This window comes from Mesorhizobium sp. P2_E10 (assembly GCF_056404235.1).
The window spans coordinates 1-16,669 of the sequence record NZ_JBFUEK010000033.1 but is presented as its reverse complement, the minus strand read 5'-3'; the positions used below and the strand labels follow the sequence as shown (position 1 = coordinate 16,669).

General features: G+C 58.8%; 14 protein-coding genes and 3 pseudogenes. 7 read left to right on the top strand and 10 right to left on the bottom strand.

Features of this window, described 5'->3' with window-relative positions:
• A pseudogene (locus tag AC1D0N_RS31395) lies at positions 1 to 937 on the top strand (aldehyde dehydrogenase family protein); the annotation flags it as partial.
• 247 nt (positions 938 to 1,184) lie between these two features.
• On the opposite strand, the gene AC1D0N_RS31390 reads toward AC1D0N_RS31395, so the two are convergent.
• Positions 1,185 to 1,487 (bottom strand): DUF982 domain-containing protein, encoded by a 303-nt coding sequence (locus AC1D0N_RS31390; protein ID WP_477250450.1) that lies wholly within the window; start codon positions 1,485 to 1,487, stop codon positions 1,185 to 1,187.
• Between the two features lie 694 nt (positions 1,488 to 2,181).
• Between AC1D0N_RS31390 and AC1D0N_RS31385 the strand changes: the two genes are divergently transcribed.
• Positions 2,182 to 2,325 carry a hypothetical protein gene (locus tag AC1D0N_RS31385; protein ID WP_477250449.1) on the top strand — a complete coding sequence of 48 codons (144 nt, stop codon included), beginning with the start codon at positions 2,182 to 2,184 and terminating at the stop codon, positions 2,323 to 2,325.
• Between the two features lie 382 nt (positions 2,326 to 2,707).
• Here AC1D0N_RS31385 and AC1D0N_RS31380 read toward each other — a convergent pair whose 3' ends face one another.
• Complete coding sequence (locus AC1D0N_RS31380) at positions 2,708 to 3,382, bottom strand: DUF309 domain-containing protein (protein WP_477250448.1); 675 nt, start codon at positions 3,380 to 3,382, stop codon at positions 2,708 to 2,710.
• A 61-nt stretch (positions 3,383 to 3,443) separates the two neighbouring features.
• Between AC1D0N_RS31380 and AC1D0N_RS31375 the strand changes: the two genes are divergently transcribed.
• Entirely contained in the window at positions 3,444 to 5,093 is a 1,650-nt protein-coding gene (locus AC1D0N_RS31375) for an MFS transporter (RefSeq protein ID WP_477250447.1), read from the top strand.
• 910 nt (positions 5,094 to 6,003) lie between these two features.
• Here AC1D0N_RS31375 and AC1D0N_RS31370 read toward each other — a convergent pair.
• Positions 6,004 to 7,032 carry an IS110 family RNA-guided transposase gene (locus AC1D0N_RS31370; protein ID WP_477250446.1) on the bottom strand — a complete coding sequence of 343 codons (1,029 nt, stop codon included), beginning with the start codon at positions 7,030 to 7,032 and terminating at the stop codon, positions 6,004 to 6,006.
• 194 nt (positions 7,033 to 7,226) lie between these two features.
• Here AC1D0N_RS31370 and AC1D0N_RS31365 point away from each other — a divergent pair, with 194 nt between their 5' ends.
• Positions 7,227 to 7,577: a transposase gene (locus tag AC1D0N_RS31365; protein ID WP_477250444.1), complete on the top strand. Its 351-nt coding sequence runs from the start codon at positions 7,227 to 7,229 to the stop codon at positions 7,575 to 7,577.
• On the top strand, positions 7,526 to 8,374 hold the full coding sequence (locus AC1D0N_RS31360; protein WP_477250452.1) for an IS3 family transposase: 849 nt from the start codon (positions 7,526 to 7,528) through the stop codon (positions 8,372 to 8,374). The genes AC1D0N_RS31365 and AC1D0N_RS31360 overlap by 52 nt, the downstream gene beginning before the upstream one ends.
• A 281-nt stretch (positions 8,375 to 8,655) precedes the next feature.
• Here AC1D0N_RS31360 and AC1D0N_RS31355 read toward each other — a convergent pair whose 3' ends face one another.
• The 7 genes from AC1D0N_RS31355 to AC1D0N_RS31325 all read right to left on the bottom strand — a co-directional run bounded on the left by AC1D0N_RS31355 (position 8,656) and on the right by AC1D0N_RS31325 (position 15,480).
• Entirely contained in the window at positions 8,656 to 9,198 is a 543-nt protein-coding gene (locus tag AC1D0N_RS31355) for an ABC transporter permease (RefSeq protein WP_477250442.1), read from the bottom strand.
• A complete protein-coding gene (locus AC1D0N_RS31350) occupies positions 9,195 to 9,692 on the bottom strand; it encodes a hypothetical protein (protein WP_477250440.1) in 498 nt (165 codons plus the stop codon). The genes AC1D0N_RS31355 and AC1D0N_RS31350 overlap by 4 nt, the downstream gene beginning before the upstream one ends.
• A 19-nt stretch (positions 9,693 to 9,711) precedes the next feature.
• Positions 9,712 to 10,890 (bottom strand): M20 aminoacylase family protein, encoded by a 1,179-nt coding sequence (locus AC1D0N_RS31345; RefSeq protein ID WP_477250439.1) that lies wholly within the window; start codon positions 10,888 to 10,890, stop codon positions 9,712 to 9,714.
• Between the two features lie 119 nt (positions 10,891 to 11,009).
• Complete coding sequence (locus AC1D0N_RS31340; protein ID WP_477250437.1) at positions 11,010 to 12,014, bottom strand: alpha-ketoacid dehydrogenase subunit beta; 1,005 nt, start codon at positions 12,012 to 12,014, stop codon at positions 11,010 to 11,012.
• Between the two features lie 14 nt (positions 12,015 to 12,028).
• Positions 12,029 to 12,979 (bottom strand): thiamine pyrophosphate-dependent dehydrogenase E1 component subunit alpha, encoded by a 951-nt coding sequence (locus tag AC1D0N_RS31335; RefSeq protein ID WP_477250436.1) that lies wholly within the window; start codon positions 12,977 to 12,979, stop codon positions 12,029 to 12,031.
• A 29-nt stretch (positions 12,980 to 13,008) separates the two neighbouring features.
• Positions 13,009 to 14,169, bottom strand: coding sequence for an acetoin dehydrogenase dihydrolipoyllysine-residue acetyltransferase subunit (locus AC1D0N_RS31330; protein ID WP_477250434.1), 1,161 nt, complete (start codon positions 14,167 to 14,169; stop codon positions 13,009 to 13,011).
• Positions 14,170 to 15,342: 1,173 nt separating this feature from the next.
• Positions 15,343 to 15,480: a hypothetical protein gene (locus AC1D0N_RS31325; protein ID WP_477250432.1), complete on the bottom strand. Its 138-nt coding sequence runs from the start codon at positions 15,478 to 15,480 to the stop codon at positions 15,343 to 15,345.
• A 690-nt stretch (positions 15,481 to 16,170) separates the two neighbouring features.
• Between AC1D0N_RS31325 and AC1D0N_RS31320 the strand changes: the two are divergent.
• Positions 16,171 to 16,488: pseudogene (locus AC1D0N_RS31320) on the top strand (IS110 family transposase); the annotation flags it as partial.
• A gap of 1 nt (position 16,489) precedes the next feature.
• Positions 16,490 to 16,669, top strand: a pseudogene (locus AC1D0N_RS31315) (ATP-binding protein); the annotation flags it as partial.

Genomic DNA, 16,669 nt, shown 5'->3' with positions numbered 1-16,669 from the left:
GGCTGCACGATCGTGTTGAAACCCGCTGAACAGACGCCGCTAGTGGCCGGTGCAATGTTCGCCCTTGCCCATCTAGCTGGCGTTCCCGAAGGCGTGGTCAACCTGATCTACGCGTCTGAAGGCGATGCCGTCGGCCGCGAACTCTGTACAAACCCCAGGGTCCGCAAGATCAGCTTCACCGGCTCGACAGAAGTTGGCCGGCTGCTCATGCGCCAGTGCTCGGACCAGATCAAAAAGGTCAGTCTCGAACTCGGCGGCAATGCGCCTTTCATCGTCTTCGACGATGCAGACGTCGATGCGGCGGTCGACGGTGCGATCCAGGCGAAATTCCGCAACGCCGGCCAGACCTGCGTTTCCGCAAATCGCCTTTACGTCCAGTCGGGCGTTCACGATGAGTTCGTCGACAAATTCGTCGAACGGGTTCGCCAGCTTCAGGTTGGTGACGGTTTTGATCCAGGTGTCGCCGTCGGCCCGCTCATCGACAGGCAGGCGCTCACTAAGATCGAATCGCATATCGCCGATTGCCGTCGCTAAAGGCGGCACAATTCGCTGCGGGGGCAAACGCATTGGCAAGGACGGCACCTTCTTCCAACCGACGGTACTCACTGAAGTATCCAGCGAGATGACGATTGCGCAGGAAGAGACATTCGGGCCGCTCGCCCCAACCATTCGATTCGACGATGCGGACCAGGTTGTGCACGAGGCAAATGACACGATCTACGGCCTGGCTGCCTATTTCTATGCCTCGAACCTGCAGCGCGTCTGGCGCGTGGCCGAGGCACTGGAGTATGGCATGGTGGGCATCAACACGGGACGCATGTCATCGGAAGCGGCACCCTTCGGCGGGATGAAGCAATCCGGCATAGGGCGGGAGGGTTCCCGCCACGGGCTCGAGGACTACCTTGAAATGAAATACCTCTGCATGGGCGGCATCTGAAGCATCTGCTTGCAAAATCGCGGATCGGCTCGCGCAAGCGATCTTCGAACATGTGAAGCATAGTCGCTCCTGGATCGGCGGCGGCTCCGGACCCGCTGAAACCGTCGGGTTCCTAACCTTGAGGTGAGTTTCGCGCCGACGCCCGCCGTTGGGTGGGATTGCGCCGCTACTGTCGAGTCCTCGTTCTGCTTACTGCTATCCGTGAAATCTCAACGCAATGCCCCTTCGGCGTGCCCCGCGCCAGTGCCTATACCTGCACTGTTCCCCTGCCCGACTTGCAGGCAGCGAGCGATTGCATGGCGGAAATTGCATCTTCCAATATGGCTGCCCGTTTCGCAAAGCCGAAAAAGGCATTGCGTGCCGCGCTTACAGGTTTTCGCCCGTCATATGCATCATAGCAGGCTCGGAGCGCGGCTTCGTGGATCAGGTCCCGGCGATCTTCTGGCCAGTCATTGAGGAAGTCGATAGCGTCCGCAAGGCTGGCAATCTCCTGGACGATGTAGGTTGCACGCTTCACGAAAACTGGGTTGCTGAAAGCTTCAGGGTTCATTGGTTCCTCCCGACCTGCCAAACGACTGGTCCGCGTGAACAGGCGCTTCATCTTCACCCGCGCAGGATTGCAGAATGTGTTGTCAGGGCAATGACGGTTCAAGAGGAAAGCCGCGGCTTTTGGTAAACTAAAACCGATTCGCTGCCGCGGCTCCGGAAGACCTCGCAGTGAGGATGCGATGGCCCCGCTTTGTCGGCCTGTGTTGTCCTGTCAGTGTGTCGTCGCACTGGCGCATCCGAGACCGGCGACTGGACTGATAGYCGGGCGCCAGCACAAAGCGCTGCCGACGGTCGGCCGCTCTGGCCTGCATACCGCGCTGCTGTCCATCAACAGGATGAATCGATCGCTCGTGATCGATTCCGAAAATGCGTTGGACGCGTCTGATGCACTCGGGAACATGGAAGAATGGATAGGAGCGGCCACCATCTTCATTGCATCCTGAATCTCCTGCGGCTTGGCGATGGGCCTGGCCAAGGCGACTGCGTGGGTGAAATGATCGTCATGACGATCATGCTGACAGCAGGACAAGAGATCGGAAGCGTAGGCCCAGGCGTGGAAGGTGAGCAGTTTTCGTCGTGGCTTGGACGGCGGCAACATCTGCGAAAACCTTTGGAGAATGCGTGGCGGCGGGTGGACGACGGCGTGCGCTCCGCCTAGAGGACATCAGCAACTCCCCTAAATCCGCGAGAGCACCATGAGGCAGCCGCGGCGACCCTTTGTCGTCGAGATCAAACAGAAGCGTGGGCTGGTGAAGCGGCCACAGTCGATCTGGGGCGGCATTGACCTCGCTGCCATCGCGAACGACGTCGCGGAAGCGAAGGCGGAAGCCGCGATCTGAAGCGCCGCCGCCGCCGCTTTTTTCCGAAGATGTTCCTCCTCAGCCCATGCTCACCACCGGTGAAACAGTATCGGACGGCCAGGGCGTGATCGTGCCCGACGGATCGTCTCCCAAGCCGCCGACTGTTGAGGAAGCGCTGATGCCAGGAGCATCGAACGCACAGGCTGGAGGCAGGCGAACCCGCAAGTTAAAGCGCTGGCAGATAGATGTTCCTTTGCCGCGAGGTCAACGATGGAAGCGGCGCCTGCCTTGGGTGCTCCGCCAAAGCCGGGCCTAGCGGTAGGCCGACTGCTTCAGGATCGAAGCTGTCGGACTGCTCGGGAGAGACCGGCAGCGCATCCAGGTAACGAAGATGCTTGAACCGTACCGTAGGAGTTGCCGGTCAGCCGCTCCGGGATTCGGGTGCGAGAATGAAATCATAGACGGGCTTAGGCAGCTGGCCAGGCATCGGATCTCGCAAAACAGTCGGAGAGGTTATGGCCGCTTCGGCCTCTACCGCGAGGGCGGCGGGTGTCATTCCGATCGCGATCTCGAAGGCCAGGCTCGGCAGAAGCGCCACCTGACGAAAGAGCGCTGCAGCCTTTGTCGCATGGCGAGTGGCAGCGACCCGCTTTCCCTCGCGGATCTTCACCCCGGCCGCTGCCAACAGGATCAATCCCTTGAAGAACAGGCGATGCTGGGCGCTGTGTTTGGCAGAATGCCATAGAGGCTCCCACGCCTCATGAGCTTCCCAGTAATAGCCGTGGTTGAAAAGGTCGATTCCCCATCGGAACGCGTTTGAACTGAGTGATTCCTCGACCGTGACAACGGTCACCGGGTCGCATTGATAACTGTGACCCAACGGATCGCGAACCGGATGTGGATTTTTGCAAGGCAGGTATGCGTAGTCCGGGAAATTCTTTTCGGGCAGCAGGCGAGGAGGTGACATAGGCCCAGCAATCATGAAAGCGTGTTGGTGGCAATTCCAGATGAAGTAATCGCTTGCGCCAGAGGGCCAGCGGTAAAGAATTATCTTGCGCTGCCACGACAAAATGCGCTCATGGGGCCATTCCTCCATGGGCACGTGCGCCGGGAGGGTACCTCTAACGCGACCGATAGACCGAGGAAGGCTCAACCCAATGAGCAGGGTGGCGCGCGAAGATGCGAGTCCGGCTTCGTCGGCGACATTTGCGCCGCTCGAGAACGCGACCTTTCGTTCAATCTGGCTTGCCACTCAGGTCGCCAGCCTTGGCTGGCTAATCCAAACCGTCGCCATCAGTTGGCTGATGGCGACCATCTCGACCTCGGACGTGATGGTCGCCCTGGTGCAGGCTTCGACAACACTACCCGTATTCGTCCTGTCGATCTTCGCCGGGGCCCTGGCTGACAACTACAGCCGCCGCAATCTCATGTTCGCCGGCTGGTGCGCGATAGCGTTGTCCTCGGCGATGCTGACTGTTCTTGCGGCGCTGGGGATTTTCAATCCTTGGATGGTTCTCGCCTTCAGCTGTTTGGCCGGAGCGGGCGCCGCTTTCACCGATCCTGCCTGGCACGCGTCGGTGGGCGATATCTTGCGAAAACGGGAAGTCCCAGCCGCAGTCACGCTCATCTCGGTTGGATACAACGCCATTCGAAGCGTCGGTCCTGCGCTCGGTGGTATCGTCGTTGCCTCCTTCGGACCGCTGACAGCTTTTGCTGTGGCGACCCTGACCTATGCAGCGCTGCTGTGGACCATAGGGCGCCGCAAATGGGAGGTTCGCGCTTCGCCTCTCCCGCGCGAGCCATTGACGACTGCCATCCATGACGGAGCCCGCTTCACGGCCCTGTCGGCGGAGATCAAGGCGGCAATCGCGCGAGGAGCGCTTTTTGGCCTGAGCAGCATCTCCATACTCGCGCTCCTGCCTCTCTTCGCCCGCGATCAATTAGGCGGAGGACCAATCGTTTATGGTGTCCTGATGGCGGGCTTCGGGACGGGTGCCCTATGCGTCGGCATTTGCAACAATGTCTTGAGGCGGTCTCTGTCCCAGGAGCGGCTGACAACACTGGCATGCATTGCCTGTGCGGCATGTTGTCTATATCTCGCTCTCACGTCCTCAGTGGTAGTGGCGGCTATTGCGCTGGCGCTCGGCGGCGCGGGCTGGGTCGTCACCTGGACGGGGCTCGACGTGAGTATCCAATTGGCAAGCCCAAGGTGGGTAGTCGGTCGCACGCTCTCGATCCACTACGCCCTGTTGTCGGGCGGAATCGCGGCCGGCAGTTGGCTGTGGGGCTCAGTGGCTGAGAATTATTCGCTTACCACAGCCCTGGAGTCTTCCGCTGGCGCGCTCATATTGGTCGCTGCCACGGGGCTCCTGATGCCTATCCGTCAATGGCAGGACTCTGATCAGGATCCTTTCGGCTTCGAAACGCCACAGCTCGCTCTCGACCTGAAGCCGAGAAGCGGACCGATCGTCGTCAAGATCGAGTACTCAATACCGGAGGCGAACGTCGAACCTTTCCTGGAGCGTATGCAGGAACGACGGCGGGTGCAAAGCCGCGTCGGAGCCCGGCACTGGAACCTCGCGCGCGATCTTCAGGATCCTTTGCTTTGGACAGAAACCTTCCGCACGCCGACCTGGATGGACTATCTGCGGCTGAATCATCGTCTGACGACCGCGGACAAGGAGTTGGATCAACATTTGCTCGAATTGAACATGGGAATTCCGCCTCGTACCAAGCTTTCAATTGAGCGACCGACCGGGGCAACCCGCAGGCGGGATCAATCGACGCGATTTTTCTTCCGGCTGTGAACGAAGGCTGTGGGCTGGTAGGGCTTGAAGGGCGCGGCGCGATGACCGCTTGTGGTCCGCGAATGGTTGGAAGTAAGCCAAATAAAGATGGAACAGTTTTCCGCCACACCAATGCGTCTGCGGCGCGGGTCCCGGCTACGAAGCCCGCGCGCTGTGACATGCAGTTGGAGCGTCGATCGCGAACGCCGAAGAAATGCCGCTTTCCAGAAAACCATCAGCGCAACCGCGGCCTTGCGAAGTGAGGCGCCAGGTTTGCGGCCGGTAAAAACGCATCCTTCCAAAACTCGGCGCTTACTAGTTTGACAGACACTGTCGTTGCTTGATTCCCTCACGGAAGTGTCGTGGATGACGGCTAACGCGCGCGAGTGGCGAACATTCCGGTGGTTTTTCAAGTCGGTTCGACTCTGCCCTTTTATGCGACTTTCGAAGCCATCGGGTATCACCAATCGACAGGCAACTACCTCAATTTCGTTGGGTGCTTCACCGAATTAGTCACGGAAACATTTTGAAAAATGCGCTGATGAGACCAAACCGCACGCGATTGCCACCTCCACGTCTTGAGCCCACGGGCCGCTTCAGCTCCCACTTAAGTGAGTCGACCAGAAGCTATCGGGAAGCCCACTCAACCCTTGGCTTCTGGAATACTTAGACTGACCCGCGGCCTCGACTGTGAATCGGCCCTTTAATTGCGGGTGGTTGTCAATCCGAGTTTCGCTCTGTCATCGCCGGGGTCATGGTCCTTTCCGAGGTCGAATGCCTCATGATGATGTTCGGGTCGGGCGCCTCAACGTGTGCAACGAAGTTCGAAGTCGACGTCAGCCGATTCAACGAGGTCACCACAACCACCGTCCCGGCGGGGACATCACGGGTTCCGGAAACGGGCCCGCGATTGGGATCGAGTGCGGATCTGTCACGCCATCTTTTCGCCGCCCCACTCAAAGCTGGTGCCGTCAACCCAGAGGCAGTGGAGCAGAACCGCGATCTTGCGAGCAACCGCCACTTTCGCCTTTTTCATACCTATCCGCTTTGACAGACGAAGGCCCCACGCCTTCAACGAAGACCATTTCTTCGTTCGATGCATGAGTACGCTTGCCGCCTCGTAGAGATAGGTTCGCAAGAGGCGATCTCCCCAATGAGATACGCGGCCGTTTATATCTGTTTCCCCAGATTGTTTTCGCCGCGGTGTCAGACCAAGGTAGGCTCCGACGTCACTGGCCGAGGAAAAGCGCGAAGGATCATCGATCGTGTGGCGGTAGGTCAACGCCGTCACGACGCCGACGCCAGGAACCGTCATGAGCCGGCGCGTGGTGTCATCCTCACGAGCAAGGCGTCGTACCTGCCGGTCCAGCTTTTCCTGTTCCGTGCAGGCCTGTTCATGGACGGTCAGAAGCGGCTCGATCACGGATCGAAGCTGATGCCCGTCGACAACCAACGCCACGACCTTTCGCCGAAACTGCGCACCGATTGAGCGACTGAACTGCAGCCCGTACTCTTTCAGCATTGACCGGACTTGGTTCTCGAGATCGCGGCGGATAGCGACGAGACGCGATCGCGCCACCAGGAGGGATCGGGTTGCCTGGCTCTCTGTGCTTTTGACCTTGACCTCCCGATACCAGCCGACGCGAACCAGCTCGGCCAGGCCGCGGGCATCGTTCTCATCACTTTTGTTCATTCGAACTGAAAGTGCCGCCTTCGCATGTCGAGCATCAATGCAGACGACCGGCAATCCGACCCGTCTAAGCTCATGCCAGAGCCAGCTGGACATGGCGCCCGTCTCGAATCCGATGCGCTCGGCGTGAGGTGCGCGTTTGCGGAGCAACTCGGTCAGTGCTCCCGGATCGGACTTCACTTTTCCTTGGAAGACAGACCTTCCAGCATCATCGACGACGCAAACACTGGTCTCTCGCTGCGACACATCCAATCCGACATATTGCTTCACTGCGGCCTCCTCGATCTCAATGGTCGGCGGCTTTTGCCGTCAGCCAAACCTTCGTTCAAAGGAGCGACGGCAGCAATTACGTCATCGTGTGCAAAATTGACCCTATAATGGAGTGCGCCCTGGAGTGCGCCCCTGGGGGTGGACCGATCGGCTTGAGGAATTGACCAGGCTTGTCGGGTTCGAAAAGAGAACCCATGGCAAGATATCGCACTCACAGCATCGAGTTTAAGCGTCAGGTCGCGCAGGAATATCTGTCGGGCGAGACGCTTCACGGATTGGCGAAACGGCACGACGTCACCCGCAACCTGATCCGCGTCTGGGTACGCAAATATGAGGAAGGCGTCTTCGATGACGATGCGCAGGTGGCCGACCTTATCCAGGAATACGAGGCCCGGATTGCTGCCCTTGAGCGGCTCGTCGGCAAGCAGGCTCTGGAACTGGAGTTTCTAAAGGGGGCTCTGAAAAGCGCACCGCCGCCGAGAAGAGGGACTACATCCGTCGTCACCGGCCCCGGGGCATCTCCATCGCCGAAGGATGCCGACTGATGGGCATCGCACGCTCGACCTACTATGACCGTCCGGAAAAGCGGGCCGATGACACTGCCATTGTGGAGGCGATGTTCGCGATCTGCGACGAGTTCGAGTTCTACGGCTATCGCCGCGTTGGCCCGGCTCTGCGTCAGCAAGGCATTGTCGTGAACCACAAGAAAATCCGACGCCTGATGCGTGAGCACGGTCTGCAACCGAAGATCCGACGGCGCTTCATTGCCACCACCGACAGCGACCACAATGGCCCAATCTTCCCCAACCTGGCGAAGGACATCGCCCCGACCGGTCCCAACCAGCTCTGGGTCAGTGACATCACCTATATCGCACTGCCGACCCGCTTCGTCTACGTCGCCATCATCCTCGATGCTTGGTCGCGCCTGATCGTCGGCTACGCTATCGGCCGCTCGATCGACGCGCGCCTGACGGTCGCCGCCTTGAGGACTGCCATCGATCGGAGAAAGCCACCGCCAGGCTGCATTCACCATTCCGATCGCGGCTCGCAATATGCCGCCGAGATCTACCGGCAGCTTCTTGCCGATCAAGGTCTGGTCGGCTCGATGGGCCGCAGAGGCAACCCCTACGACAACGCCAAGGCCGAAAGCTTCATGAAGACGCTAAAGGTCGAAGCCGTCCACCCGATGGCTTTCGAAACCTTCGACGACGTCATTGAACACCTTCCCCGCTTCATCAATGACGTCTACAACAACCGCAGGCTCCATTCGGCGCTCGGCTATCTGAGCCCGCAGCAGTTCGAGGATCAACACATCCGGCAGACTGGCAAAACAGCAGCCTGATTACTGTCCACCCCCAGGGGCGCACTCCAATCCGGGGTCAGTTTTGGAAGCCGTTTGACACTCGACCGCCACCAAGTGAGGTAAAGAGCAATCATCCAGAGCACTGGGAGAAGCGTCAGCAGGGATGCCACTGCAGCTACTGTCGGGTCTACCTCGTTTCGTATATTCTCCCACATCTTAAGCGGCAATGTGTAAACCGAGAATCCGCTTACCAACGAAGTGATTACGACCTCGTCGAACGAGTGGACGAAGGCGAATATGGCTCCGCCGATGATGCCCGGTCAAATCAAGGGCAAGGTAACCCTCATGAAAGTCTGCAGCGGTCCGGCCCGCATGCTCTGGGCCGCCTGCTCAAGGCGTCGGTCGAAATTCGCCAGGGTCGCTGAGACGATTACAGCGACATAGCCCATCGCGCCAATGGTGTGCGCAAGAACGATGCCGGTCTGGGAGCCGACCAGACCAAGATCGATCAGCCCGAGATAGGTCGCCACGCCCACAACTATGACCGGAATCGTGATCGGCGTCAGGATCACCATCGTCAGGAGGCGGCGGACCTGCGGAGCGGCGCGGCTAAGAACGAGAGCGGCAAGTGTGCCAAGAACGGTCGACAAGATTGTAACCGCTACGCCGATCTGGATGCTGGTCCAGGCGGCCATGTACCAGGCCGGATCGCCGAAAAAGGAACGGTACCATTGCAGCGACAAACCAGAAGGTGGGAATTCTATGAACGCCCCGGCGCTGAACGACATGATGATGAAGACGATTTCAGGAAAAAACAGGAAAGCCATGACCAACGCGATGAACGCCGGGCCGACGATCTTCAACCAGCGCTCCTGGCCCCCGCCTTGTACAGGTGGGCAGCCCAGCGCTTTGCCCGATATGGCATGGAGAGCTCACCGAACTGGCCTTTCAACGCGCCAACTGGCGGTGGCCGCGGCAGCCACGACTCACGCGCAACTTGATCCGAGGGAGCACTTCCAGAAAGGTCGAGCCCGAGCATCGACAGCACGACAACGGGTATTGCTAGAAGAACAAAGGACGCCGCCGCGATCCTAGCCACGTTGAAAGACGTTTGAACCTGGGCAGCGATAAACGTCGACAGCATGGCGTCGCCCAAGCCACCAAGCGCGGCAGGCGTGATGTAGAAGCCGAGGCAAATCACAAACACTAAGAGTGAGCCGCTGCGTACACCCGGCAAACTGAGTGGGAAGAACACCCGCGTTGTTTCGAGCGCAGGCGCCTGGAAGCGCGTGACGCCAGTTGCTCTGCAGCGCTTCCAACCTTCGATTGGCAATGGCGTTGAGGTGACAACGTTCACGCCTCTTCGGTGCCGCCATTCAAGTCGGGCTAGGGGTAAGAATTCTCGCGGAAAGCTGGGTCCGAATTAAGCTGAGCCAGTACGCAATGCCATATGCTATAGCTTCGTCATTGAAATCGAAATGAGGAGAGTGCAGCCCCGGATTTTCACCTGCTCGAGCACTTCCAAGCCAGACATAAGCGCCGGGTACCGTTTCCGACATGAATGCGAAATCTTCAGAGCCCATGCTAGGCCCGGAGTGAACCACCTGCAAACCAGCCGAGCGAGCAGCTTCCTGCGCCAGAGTAGTAGCGAATGCGTCGTTGACAGTGACGGGGTATCGACGTTCGTAACGGACGATCGCTTCGCAACCATGCGCCGACGCGACGTCGGCTGCGATCTTTCGAAGGCGCGCTTCTAGCATACTGTTTGCTTCGGTAGAGAACCAGCGCCCGGTACCACGTATAGTGGCGTGTTCGGGAATAACGTTATAGGCGTCTCCGGCGTGGATCTGAGTGACAGAAAGAACCGCATTATCAAGCGGCGATACATTCCGGCTGACGACGCTCTGCAGTGCTGAAACCACGGCACACCCCGCGACAATTGGATCCACGCCCTGATGAGGCATGGCAGCATGTGCTCCTCTGCCCTGAATTACGATGTCGAAGATCGAGAAGGCCGCCATCATCGGACCTACCTCGGCAACTATTTCTTTCAGCGCAAGCTGGGGCCAATTATGTAGCCCAAATACCGCGTCCACCGGCAGGTCGCGAAACAAGCCATCATGCACCATGCGCTGGGCACCACCTTCGTTTTCCTCCGCTGGTTGGAAAACAAAATGAACCGTCCCATCCAGATCAAGGTCGGATGCCAGCGATGCCGCACCGAGCAACATTGCCATGTGGCCATCGTGACCACAGGCATGCATTTTGCCGGGCTTAGTTGAGCGATAGGGAAGATCTGCGGTTTCCAGGATCGGAAGAGCATCCATATCTGCACGCAGTCCAATTGCGCGCTTAGACGAGCCTCGGGTCAGGGTGCCGACGACACCCGTCCCAGCATATCCAGACTTTACCTTCAAACCGAACTTCGTTAGCAAATCAGCTACAAAAGCCGAAGTTTGATGCTCGTCGTAAGCTGTTTCCGGTATCGAATGTAGGAGCCGCCGCCACTCGATGGCTTCAGTGATCGCTTCCGCGGGAATATGGAAGGGCCGCATATTATTATCCCTTGATCAGAAAACCCGCCCTGGCTCCTCTCGAACGGAATTAAGAGTTGGACATCACAGTCCGAGAAGAAGGTAGCAACCCTGGGCCACGGGCTACGTGGCCAATGCGATCAGTCAAGAATCGACCTCGCGGCCATTTCGATTTGAGTCGGCGAGGGCAGATAGGCGTCCTCTAGAATAGGTGCGAATGGCACCGGTGTGTGGGGACACGTAACTTGCTTAATCGGTGCCTTCAAGAACTTGAAGCCCTTGTCGGCGACCATGCCAGCGATGTCGGCAGCAAGGCTACACCTTGGGGGGCTCTCGTCGACTACCACCAGCCGCCCGGTTTTTTTCACACTCTCGAGAATCGATTCCTCGTCCAGCGGCGAAGTGGTGCGTGGATCGAGGACTTCGACGCTTATCCCGTCCTTCGCGAGTTCGGCGGCAGCCCTTCCCGCTCGCGGAACCATCGCGCCAAGGGCCACGATGGTCAGGTCCTTGCCTTCACGCAAGATGTTGGCCTCGCCGAAAGGGATGCGATACGGCTCATCCGGCACCTCGCCCTCCATGCCGAACAAGGACTTCGATTCCAGGTAGATGACCGGATCGTCGTCGCGGATCGCCTGGATCAGCAAGCCCTTGGCGTCATAGGGATTGGACGGCATGGCCACCTTCAGGCCAGGCACCATGGTGAAGAGCGGGTGTAGAGTCTGACTGTGCTGGGCGGCCGCCCTCTTGCCGGCCCCGATCGTGGCCCGGATCACCAAGGGAGTGCGCGCATTCCCCCCGAACATGTAACGGAACTTGGCGACTTGATTGAATATCTGATCGAAGCAAACGCCCACGAAATCGACGAACATCAGTTCTGCAACGGGCCTAAGTCCGGTCAGCGCCGCGCCTGCGGCGGCTCCTATTATGGCACTCTCCGATATCGGAGTGTCGATCATTCGATCCCCACCGAACTCCTTGTACAGACCCCTCATCTGGCCAAATGGTCCCCCAGCGCCGCCAACCTCGCCTGTCGCGCCATGGCCACCAACCAGGTCTTCGCCGATCAATATCACTTTGGAATCCCGGCGCATTTCCTGTCGGAGAGCTTCGTTGATCGCCTGCAGATAAGTCTTTTTGGACATAGGTTCCGATTCCTTCAGGCGTACTTCACATAGACATGTTTGATGAGGTCGGTGGCAGGATCGGGCGCCAAGGCCGCTAGCGCCGATTGAACAGCGATGTCAACGCGGTCTTGCACCGCGGACTCTATCTCATTGAACTCCGCCTCGGACAGAAGTGCAGCTTCCGACACGGCACGGCGGAAGCGCGGGATCGGATCATAGGCGCGCGCCTCAACGAGCTCTTTCTCCGAACGATAGACTTGAGGATCCCCGACGTAGTGGCCGCCGAACCTCTTGCATTGGATCTCCAGCGCATATGGACCTTTGTCGCCCCGCGTGTGTTCAAGGGCCCGCTGCATCGCCTCTCGAACCGGAAAAAAGTCGGTGCCGTCCACCACTTCGCAGGGCATGCCGAAGCCCCTAACGCGGTCGGCGATATGAACTCCTCCGCACGCATATGACTGCGTCGTGAACTCACCGTATTCATTGTTCTCAAAGACGAAGATCACGGGCACATGGAGCACCATCGCCATGTTGAGCGCCTCGAAGACCGTGCCTTGATTGGCGCCGCCGTCACCCGAGAACGCCACGGCGACGCGCCCGGTTTTGTTGAGCTTCTGCGTCAGGGCCGCGCCGACCGCGATTGGCGGCGATCCTCCCACGATTGCATTCGCGCCGAGCATACCCTTCTTCAGATCCGCTATGTGCATCGAGCCGCCCTTTCCGCCGCAGAGACCCGAGGCCTTACCCATGATTTCGAGCATCATGCCTTCGACGTCGACCCCTTTGGCTATGCAATGCCCGTGGCCGCGGTGTGTAGAGCCGATATAATCCTCATCGGTGAGTTCGAAGCATACCCCTACGGCACACGCTTCTTGTCCCAAGTACACGTGGGTGAACCCCGGAATGTTTCCTGCTGAAAACTCCTTCTCGACCCGCTCTTCGAAGACGCGAATCAAGAACATCCGTTCGTAGGCTCGTTTCAATTCGTCTCTGCTTAGTTGCATCGGAGCCCTCAAGCGTTTTCGTCTAGGAAGGAAGTCAGCACGTCGTTGAATTCAGTAGCCCGTTCTACGTGTGGCATGTGTCCGGCACCGTTCAGCGTAATGACCCGCCAGCTGTCCGGAAGGCCGTCTGTGTTGGGACTTCCAACAATGCGATCATCATCACCGAGCACAACCAGCGTCGGAGGAAGAGCAGCCAGACTGTTGGCGAGATGGCCAAAGCTCCCATTCGCGACAAGATGGTCTCTGATCACCGAGAGCGACTCTTCAACGCCATCTATGCGCTTATAGCGTGCGACCTCCTCGATTAGCTCTTCACTCACAAGGTCAGTGTTATGGAAAAGCATCTCCAGCCAAGGTTTTAGATCGCGTGCGCGTTGGCCGTCGACAATACCGTCCAGAAAATCTCGATTAACGCTTCCGCCGGGAAGTCCTGCTGGGGCGACGAGGACAAGGCTGCCAAACCGGTCTGGACGATCGAGCGTCAACTGCATCGCGATGGCCCCGCCGAGCGAGTGGCCCACGAGATGAGCGCCGCCTACCGCAAGCGTGTCCAGAGCGGTCCCCACCGCATTTGCCAGATCGCTCAGGGAGCCCTCGCGGACGTCTTTCGAGGACGCTCCGTGCCCCGGCAGGTCAATCGTGATGACTCGGCCCCGCTGCGCCAATGTCGGCAGGTTGAGATACCAACTCTGCGAATTGCTCGAGAAGCCATGGATCAGGATGACAGTGTCCCCCTCGCCGGCGATGCCTACCTCTAGCTCATGTCCACCAGCGTGAATACGACTGCGCGTCAGCGCCACGCTATCAGACCCGGCATCTGCCTCGGGAACAAAGCTCTCCTGGAAAGCGGAGATGAAGGCGTCGATGTCAGCATCCGAGACGTCCGGCTCTGATGAGACGGCCATCAACCCGCCGACCGACACGGTCTCGCCGACGTCGGCAACGATCCTCCGCAGCATGCCTGACAAAGGAGCCTCATGGACATTGTTAACCTTCGCTGTCTCGATGTCGACAAGATCCTCGCCTTCAGCGAACCGGTCGCCGACCGATTTCCACCAATGGACAATTTGGCCCTCCTCCATCGACAGGCCCCACTTAGGCATAAGGATGGGGGTGATGAGTGTGGCTACGGGATGTTCGGCGGCCACGCAGTTTTCTTTCTCAGGCATTGTATCCTCTGAATGCGATCCGCCTTCGGTTGGGACGATCGCGCGCCGGCACGCGACTGGGACGATGGCGCATCGGCACGGCTGAAACGATGGCGCGTCGGCATGGCCCAGTCTCTCAGCAGGGGGCGAGGCATGTCAATTGGCAAAATTGGCATGATCCAATCAAGCGCCGAGTCATGCGATGTAACCCGACCTGGGCGAAGTATTGGATTTCCGCGCAGCCTTCCAAGAAGCTCCAGCGCGTACGGACCAAAGCGCCGAAAGCAAGTCGTGCATTTTGCGCAAAATAAGTCAGGCGAATGGCCGGATTACATTGCAGGTGAACTGGCTTCCAGATCACTCGCAAGGAGGTGCGCAAGCGTCTCCACGCCGCGCTGGAAATCTTCGTCTTCTCGAACGGAATCCCCGATTGTGAGCCTTACCGCAGGCGGATCCGAATTCCGGCCGACGATGAAGGGGTCCGGCCCTGTGATCAGGAGCCCCCTTCGCCTGGCTTCCTCGACAAACGGGCCAGTCCGCCATCGGCCAGGAAGTGGCAGCCACACATGAAGTGAGGCCGGGTGGGAAGTCCTCTGAGCGTTCCCAATGCCCGATCAAGGATACTGTGTCGGCGCGCAAGCTTCCGCCTCTGCCAGGCGATGAGTTCCACGATCGTTCCATCTGTCAGCCATCTGCAACTGATCTCTGCGACAAATGAATTAGACATCCAGCCTGTCGTTCTTAGGCGCGAGATCGCCCGCGACATCAGGGTGTTTCGGGCACCAAGAGATAGCCAGTTCTAAGTGAATGGATCACGCTCTTGGAAAGCTCGTCGCATAGCAGCTGCGCTCTGGCGCAAAAGCGGCTATCGGACGAGGTCTCTGGTCCAGGAGGGGACCGAAGACATCGTCCTCAATGATCCATACGTTGAACTCTCTTGCGATCTCGGCAATAGCCCGTCGTCGCTCTTCGTCCATCAAGCTGACGGTTGGATTGTTAAGGGTAGGCGTAACGCAAATGGCCTTCACACGCTCGCGATTACAGAGAGCGGCAAAGCCATCCGGAAGAATTCCACTTTCGTCGCTGGCCAAGCCGCGATCGCCCTCATGTGCGGTGGGCCTATCTGCGAGCAGCCCGTCGACTGCAAGAACGTGGTTGCTCAGGCATTATCTCCAACTGCGGCTATTCGGTGCTTTACCAAACCGCCATTTCCTCTGCAGTAGACATCCCCACGATCACGTCGAGCCTGCCGCTTCTCGCCGCCGTCACGCCGTCAAACCAGAAGATCGCGGTCATCTGCTTCGATTCGACGGCGCTCTGTCCGACGCGCACTTGAAGGCCGCCTGGCCACAGGCCGACTGTGATAATATCGCCAAGGTCGGAATCGAAGGAACGGCGGCCTGGAAAATGACAAATCGATCCGACGCGGTTTACGATTGGAATCTTATAGGGTCCACGTTGAACGATCTCTGTGACAAGTCCTCACTCAGCGAAAACGTTGGGGCCGTCATTGTTGAATGCTGTGCTTTTACGACGTTTGTGCGCGACATTCAAAGTAGGCTTCGCTGTCCCACGCTCGACATCATTTCTACCCTGCGCGCGCTACTATCCCAGCAATAGTGCCGTATGTGCAGCAGTACCTGTGAGGCCGGGGGGCGAGGAGTCGGAGGCGATGTTGGCCCAGCATCGTGGTGCCAATTGATCCCTGAAGACCCGCAGTATTACTAGGTAGCAGAGACCACCGAAAGAAGAACAAGTTATTGTAAATACCGGTATTTTCCCGAGTTTCTTTCAGGAGTCGAGGCCATCTCGCCTGGCATCCGGCAATGCGACCTGGCAGCCCGTATCATGCAGGCACAGATTGCCGGCACGGAATCCTTCGGAGGCGCGGTTCCTGGCGGCTTGGTGATGGGAATGTAAGACCGTATGTCCGCCTCTGCCGGTGAGGTGGCTCGCCCTACACTGCGCGTCCGAGGGTTGCTCGGGCGGTCCGAGCCGATCCTCATCACAGGAGGACGAGCCGTGGCAGATTATAGGGAAGCATTTGTCGGAATTGATGTCGCGAAGCTGAGGAACGCCATCGCGATTGCGGACGCTGGCCGGGAGGGAGAGGTTCGCTTCTTCGGCGAGGTCGACGCATCGGATACGAGCATGCGCCGAGTTATCCAGCGGATCGCCACCAAGTTCAACCGGGTGTATTTCTGTTACGAGGCCGGCCCGACCGGCTATGGTCTCTATCGGCTGATCCGTTCGCTCGGCCATGAATGCATGGTGGTCGCCCCGTCGCTAATCCCGAAGAAGCCTGGCGATCGGGTGAAGACGAACCGCCGGGATGCTCTTGCTGCGAACAATCATCGACTGCGATCTCCTCGTGCTCGACGATCTGTTCCTCGCACGCGCCATCCCCGACGACGCCGGCGCATGGCTGCAGACCCTGATCCATCAGCGCTACAAACTGCGCCGCAGCGTCATCGTCACCTCCAATCGGGTCGTGCAGGACTGGGGGACATATCTGCGAGAC

Coding starts and splice junctions, on each gene's coding strand:
- AC1D0N_RS31375 (WP_477250447.1), top strand. CDS start 3,444: ATGAGCAGGGTGGCGCGCGAAGATGCGAGTCCGGCTTCGTCGGCGACA.
- AC1D0N_RS31345 (WP_477250439.1), bottom strand. CDS start 10,890: ATGCGGCCCTTCCATATTCCCGCGGAAGCGATCACTGAAGCCATCGAG.
- AC1D0N_RS31340 (WP_477250437.1), bottom strand. CDS start 12,014: ATGTCCAAAAAGACTTATCTGCAGGCGATCAACGAAGCTCTCCGACAG.
- AC1D0N_RS31330 (WP_477250434.1), bottom strand. CDS start 14,169: ATGCCTGAGAAAGAAAACTGCGTGGCCGCCGAACATCCCGTAGCCACA.
- AC1D0N_RS31365 (WP_477250444.1), top strand. CDS start 7,227: ATGGCAAGATATCGCACTCACAGCATCGAGTTTAAGCGTCAGGTCGCG.
- AC1D0N_RS31380 (WP_477250448.1), bottom strand. CDS start 3,382: ATGGAGGAATGGCCCCATGAGCGCATTTTGTCGTGGCAGCGCAAGATA.
- AC1D0N_RS31385 (WP_477250449.1), top strand. CDS start 2,182: ATGAGGCAGCCGCGGCGACCCTTTGTCGTCGAGATCAAACAGAAGCGT.
- AC1D0N_RS31390 (WP_477250450.1), bottom strand. CDS start 1,487: ATGAACCCTGAAGCTTTCAGCAACCCAGTTTTCGTGAAGCGTGCAACC.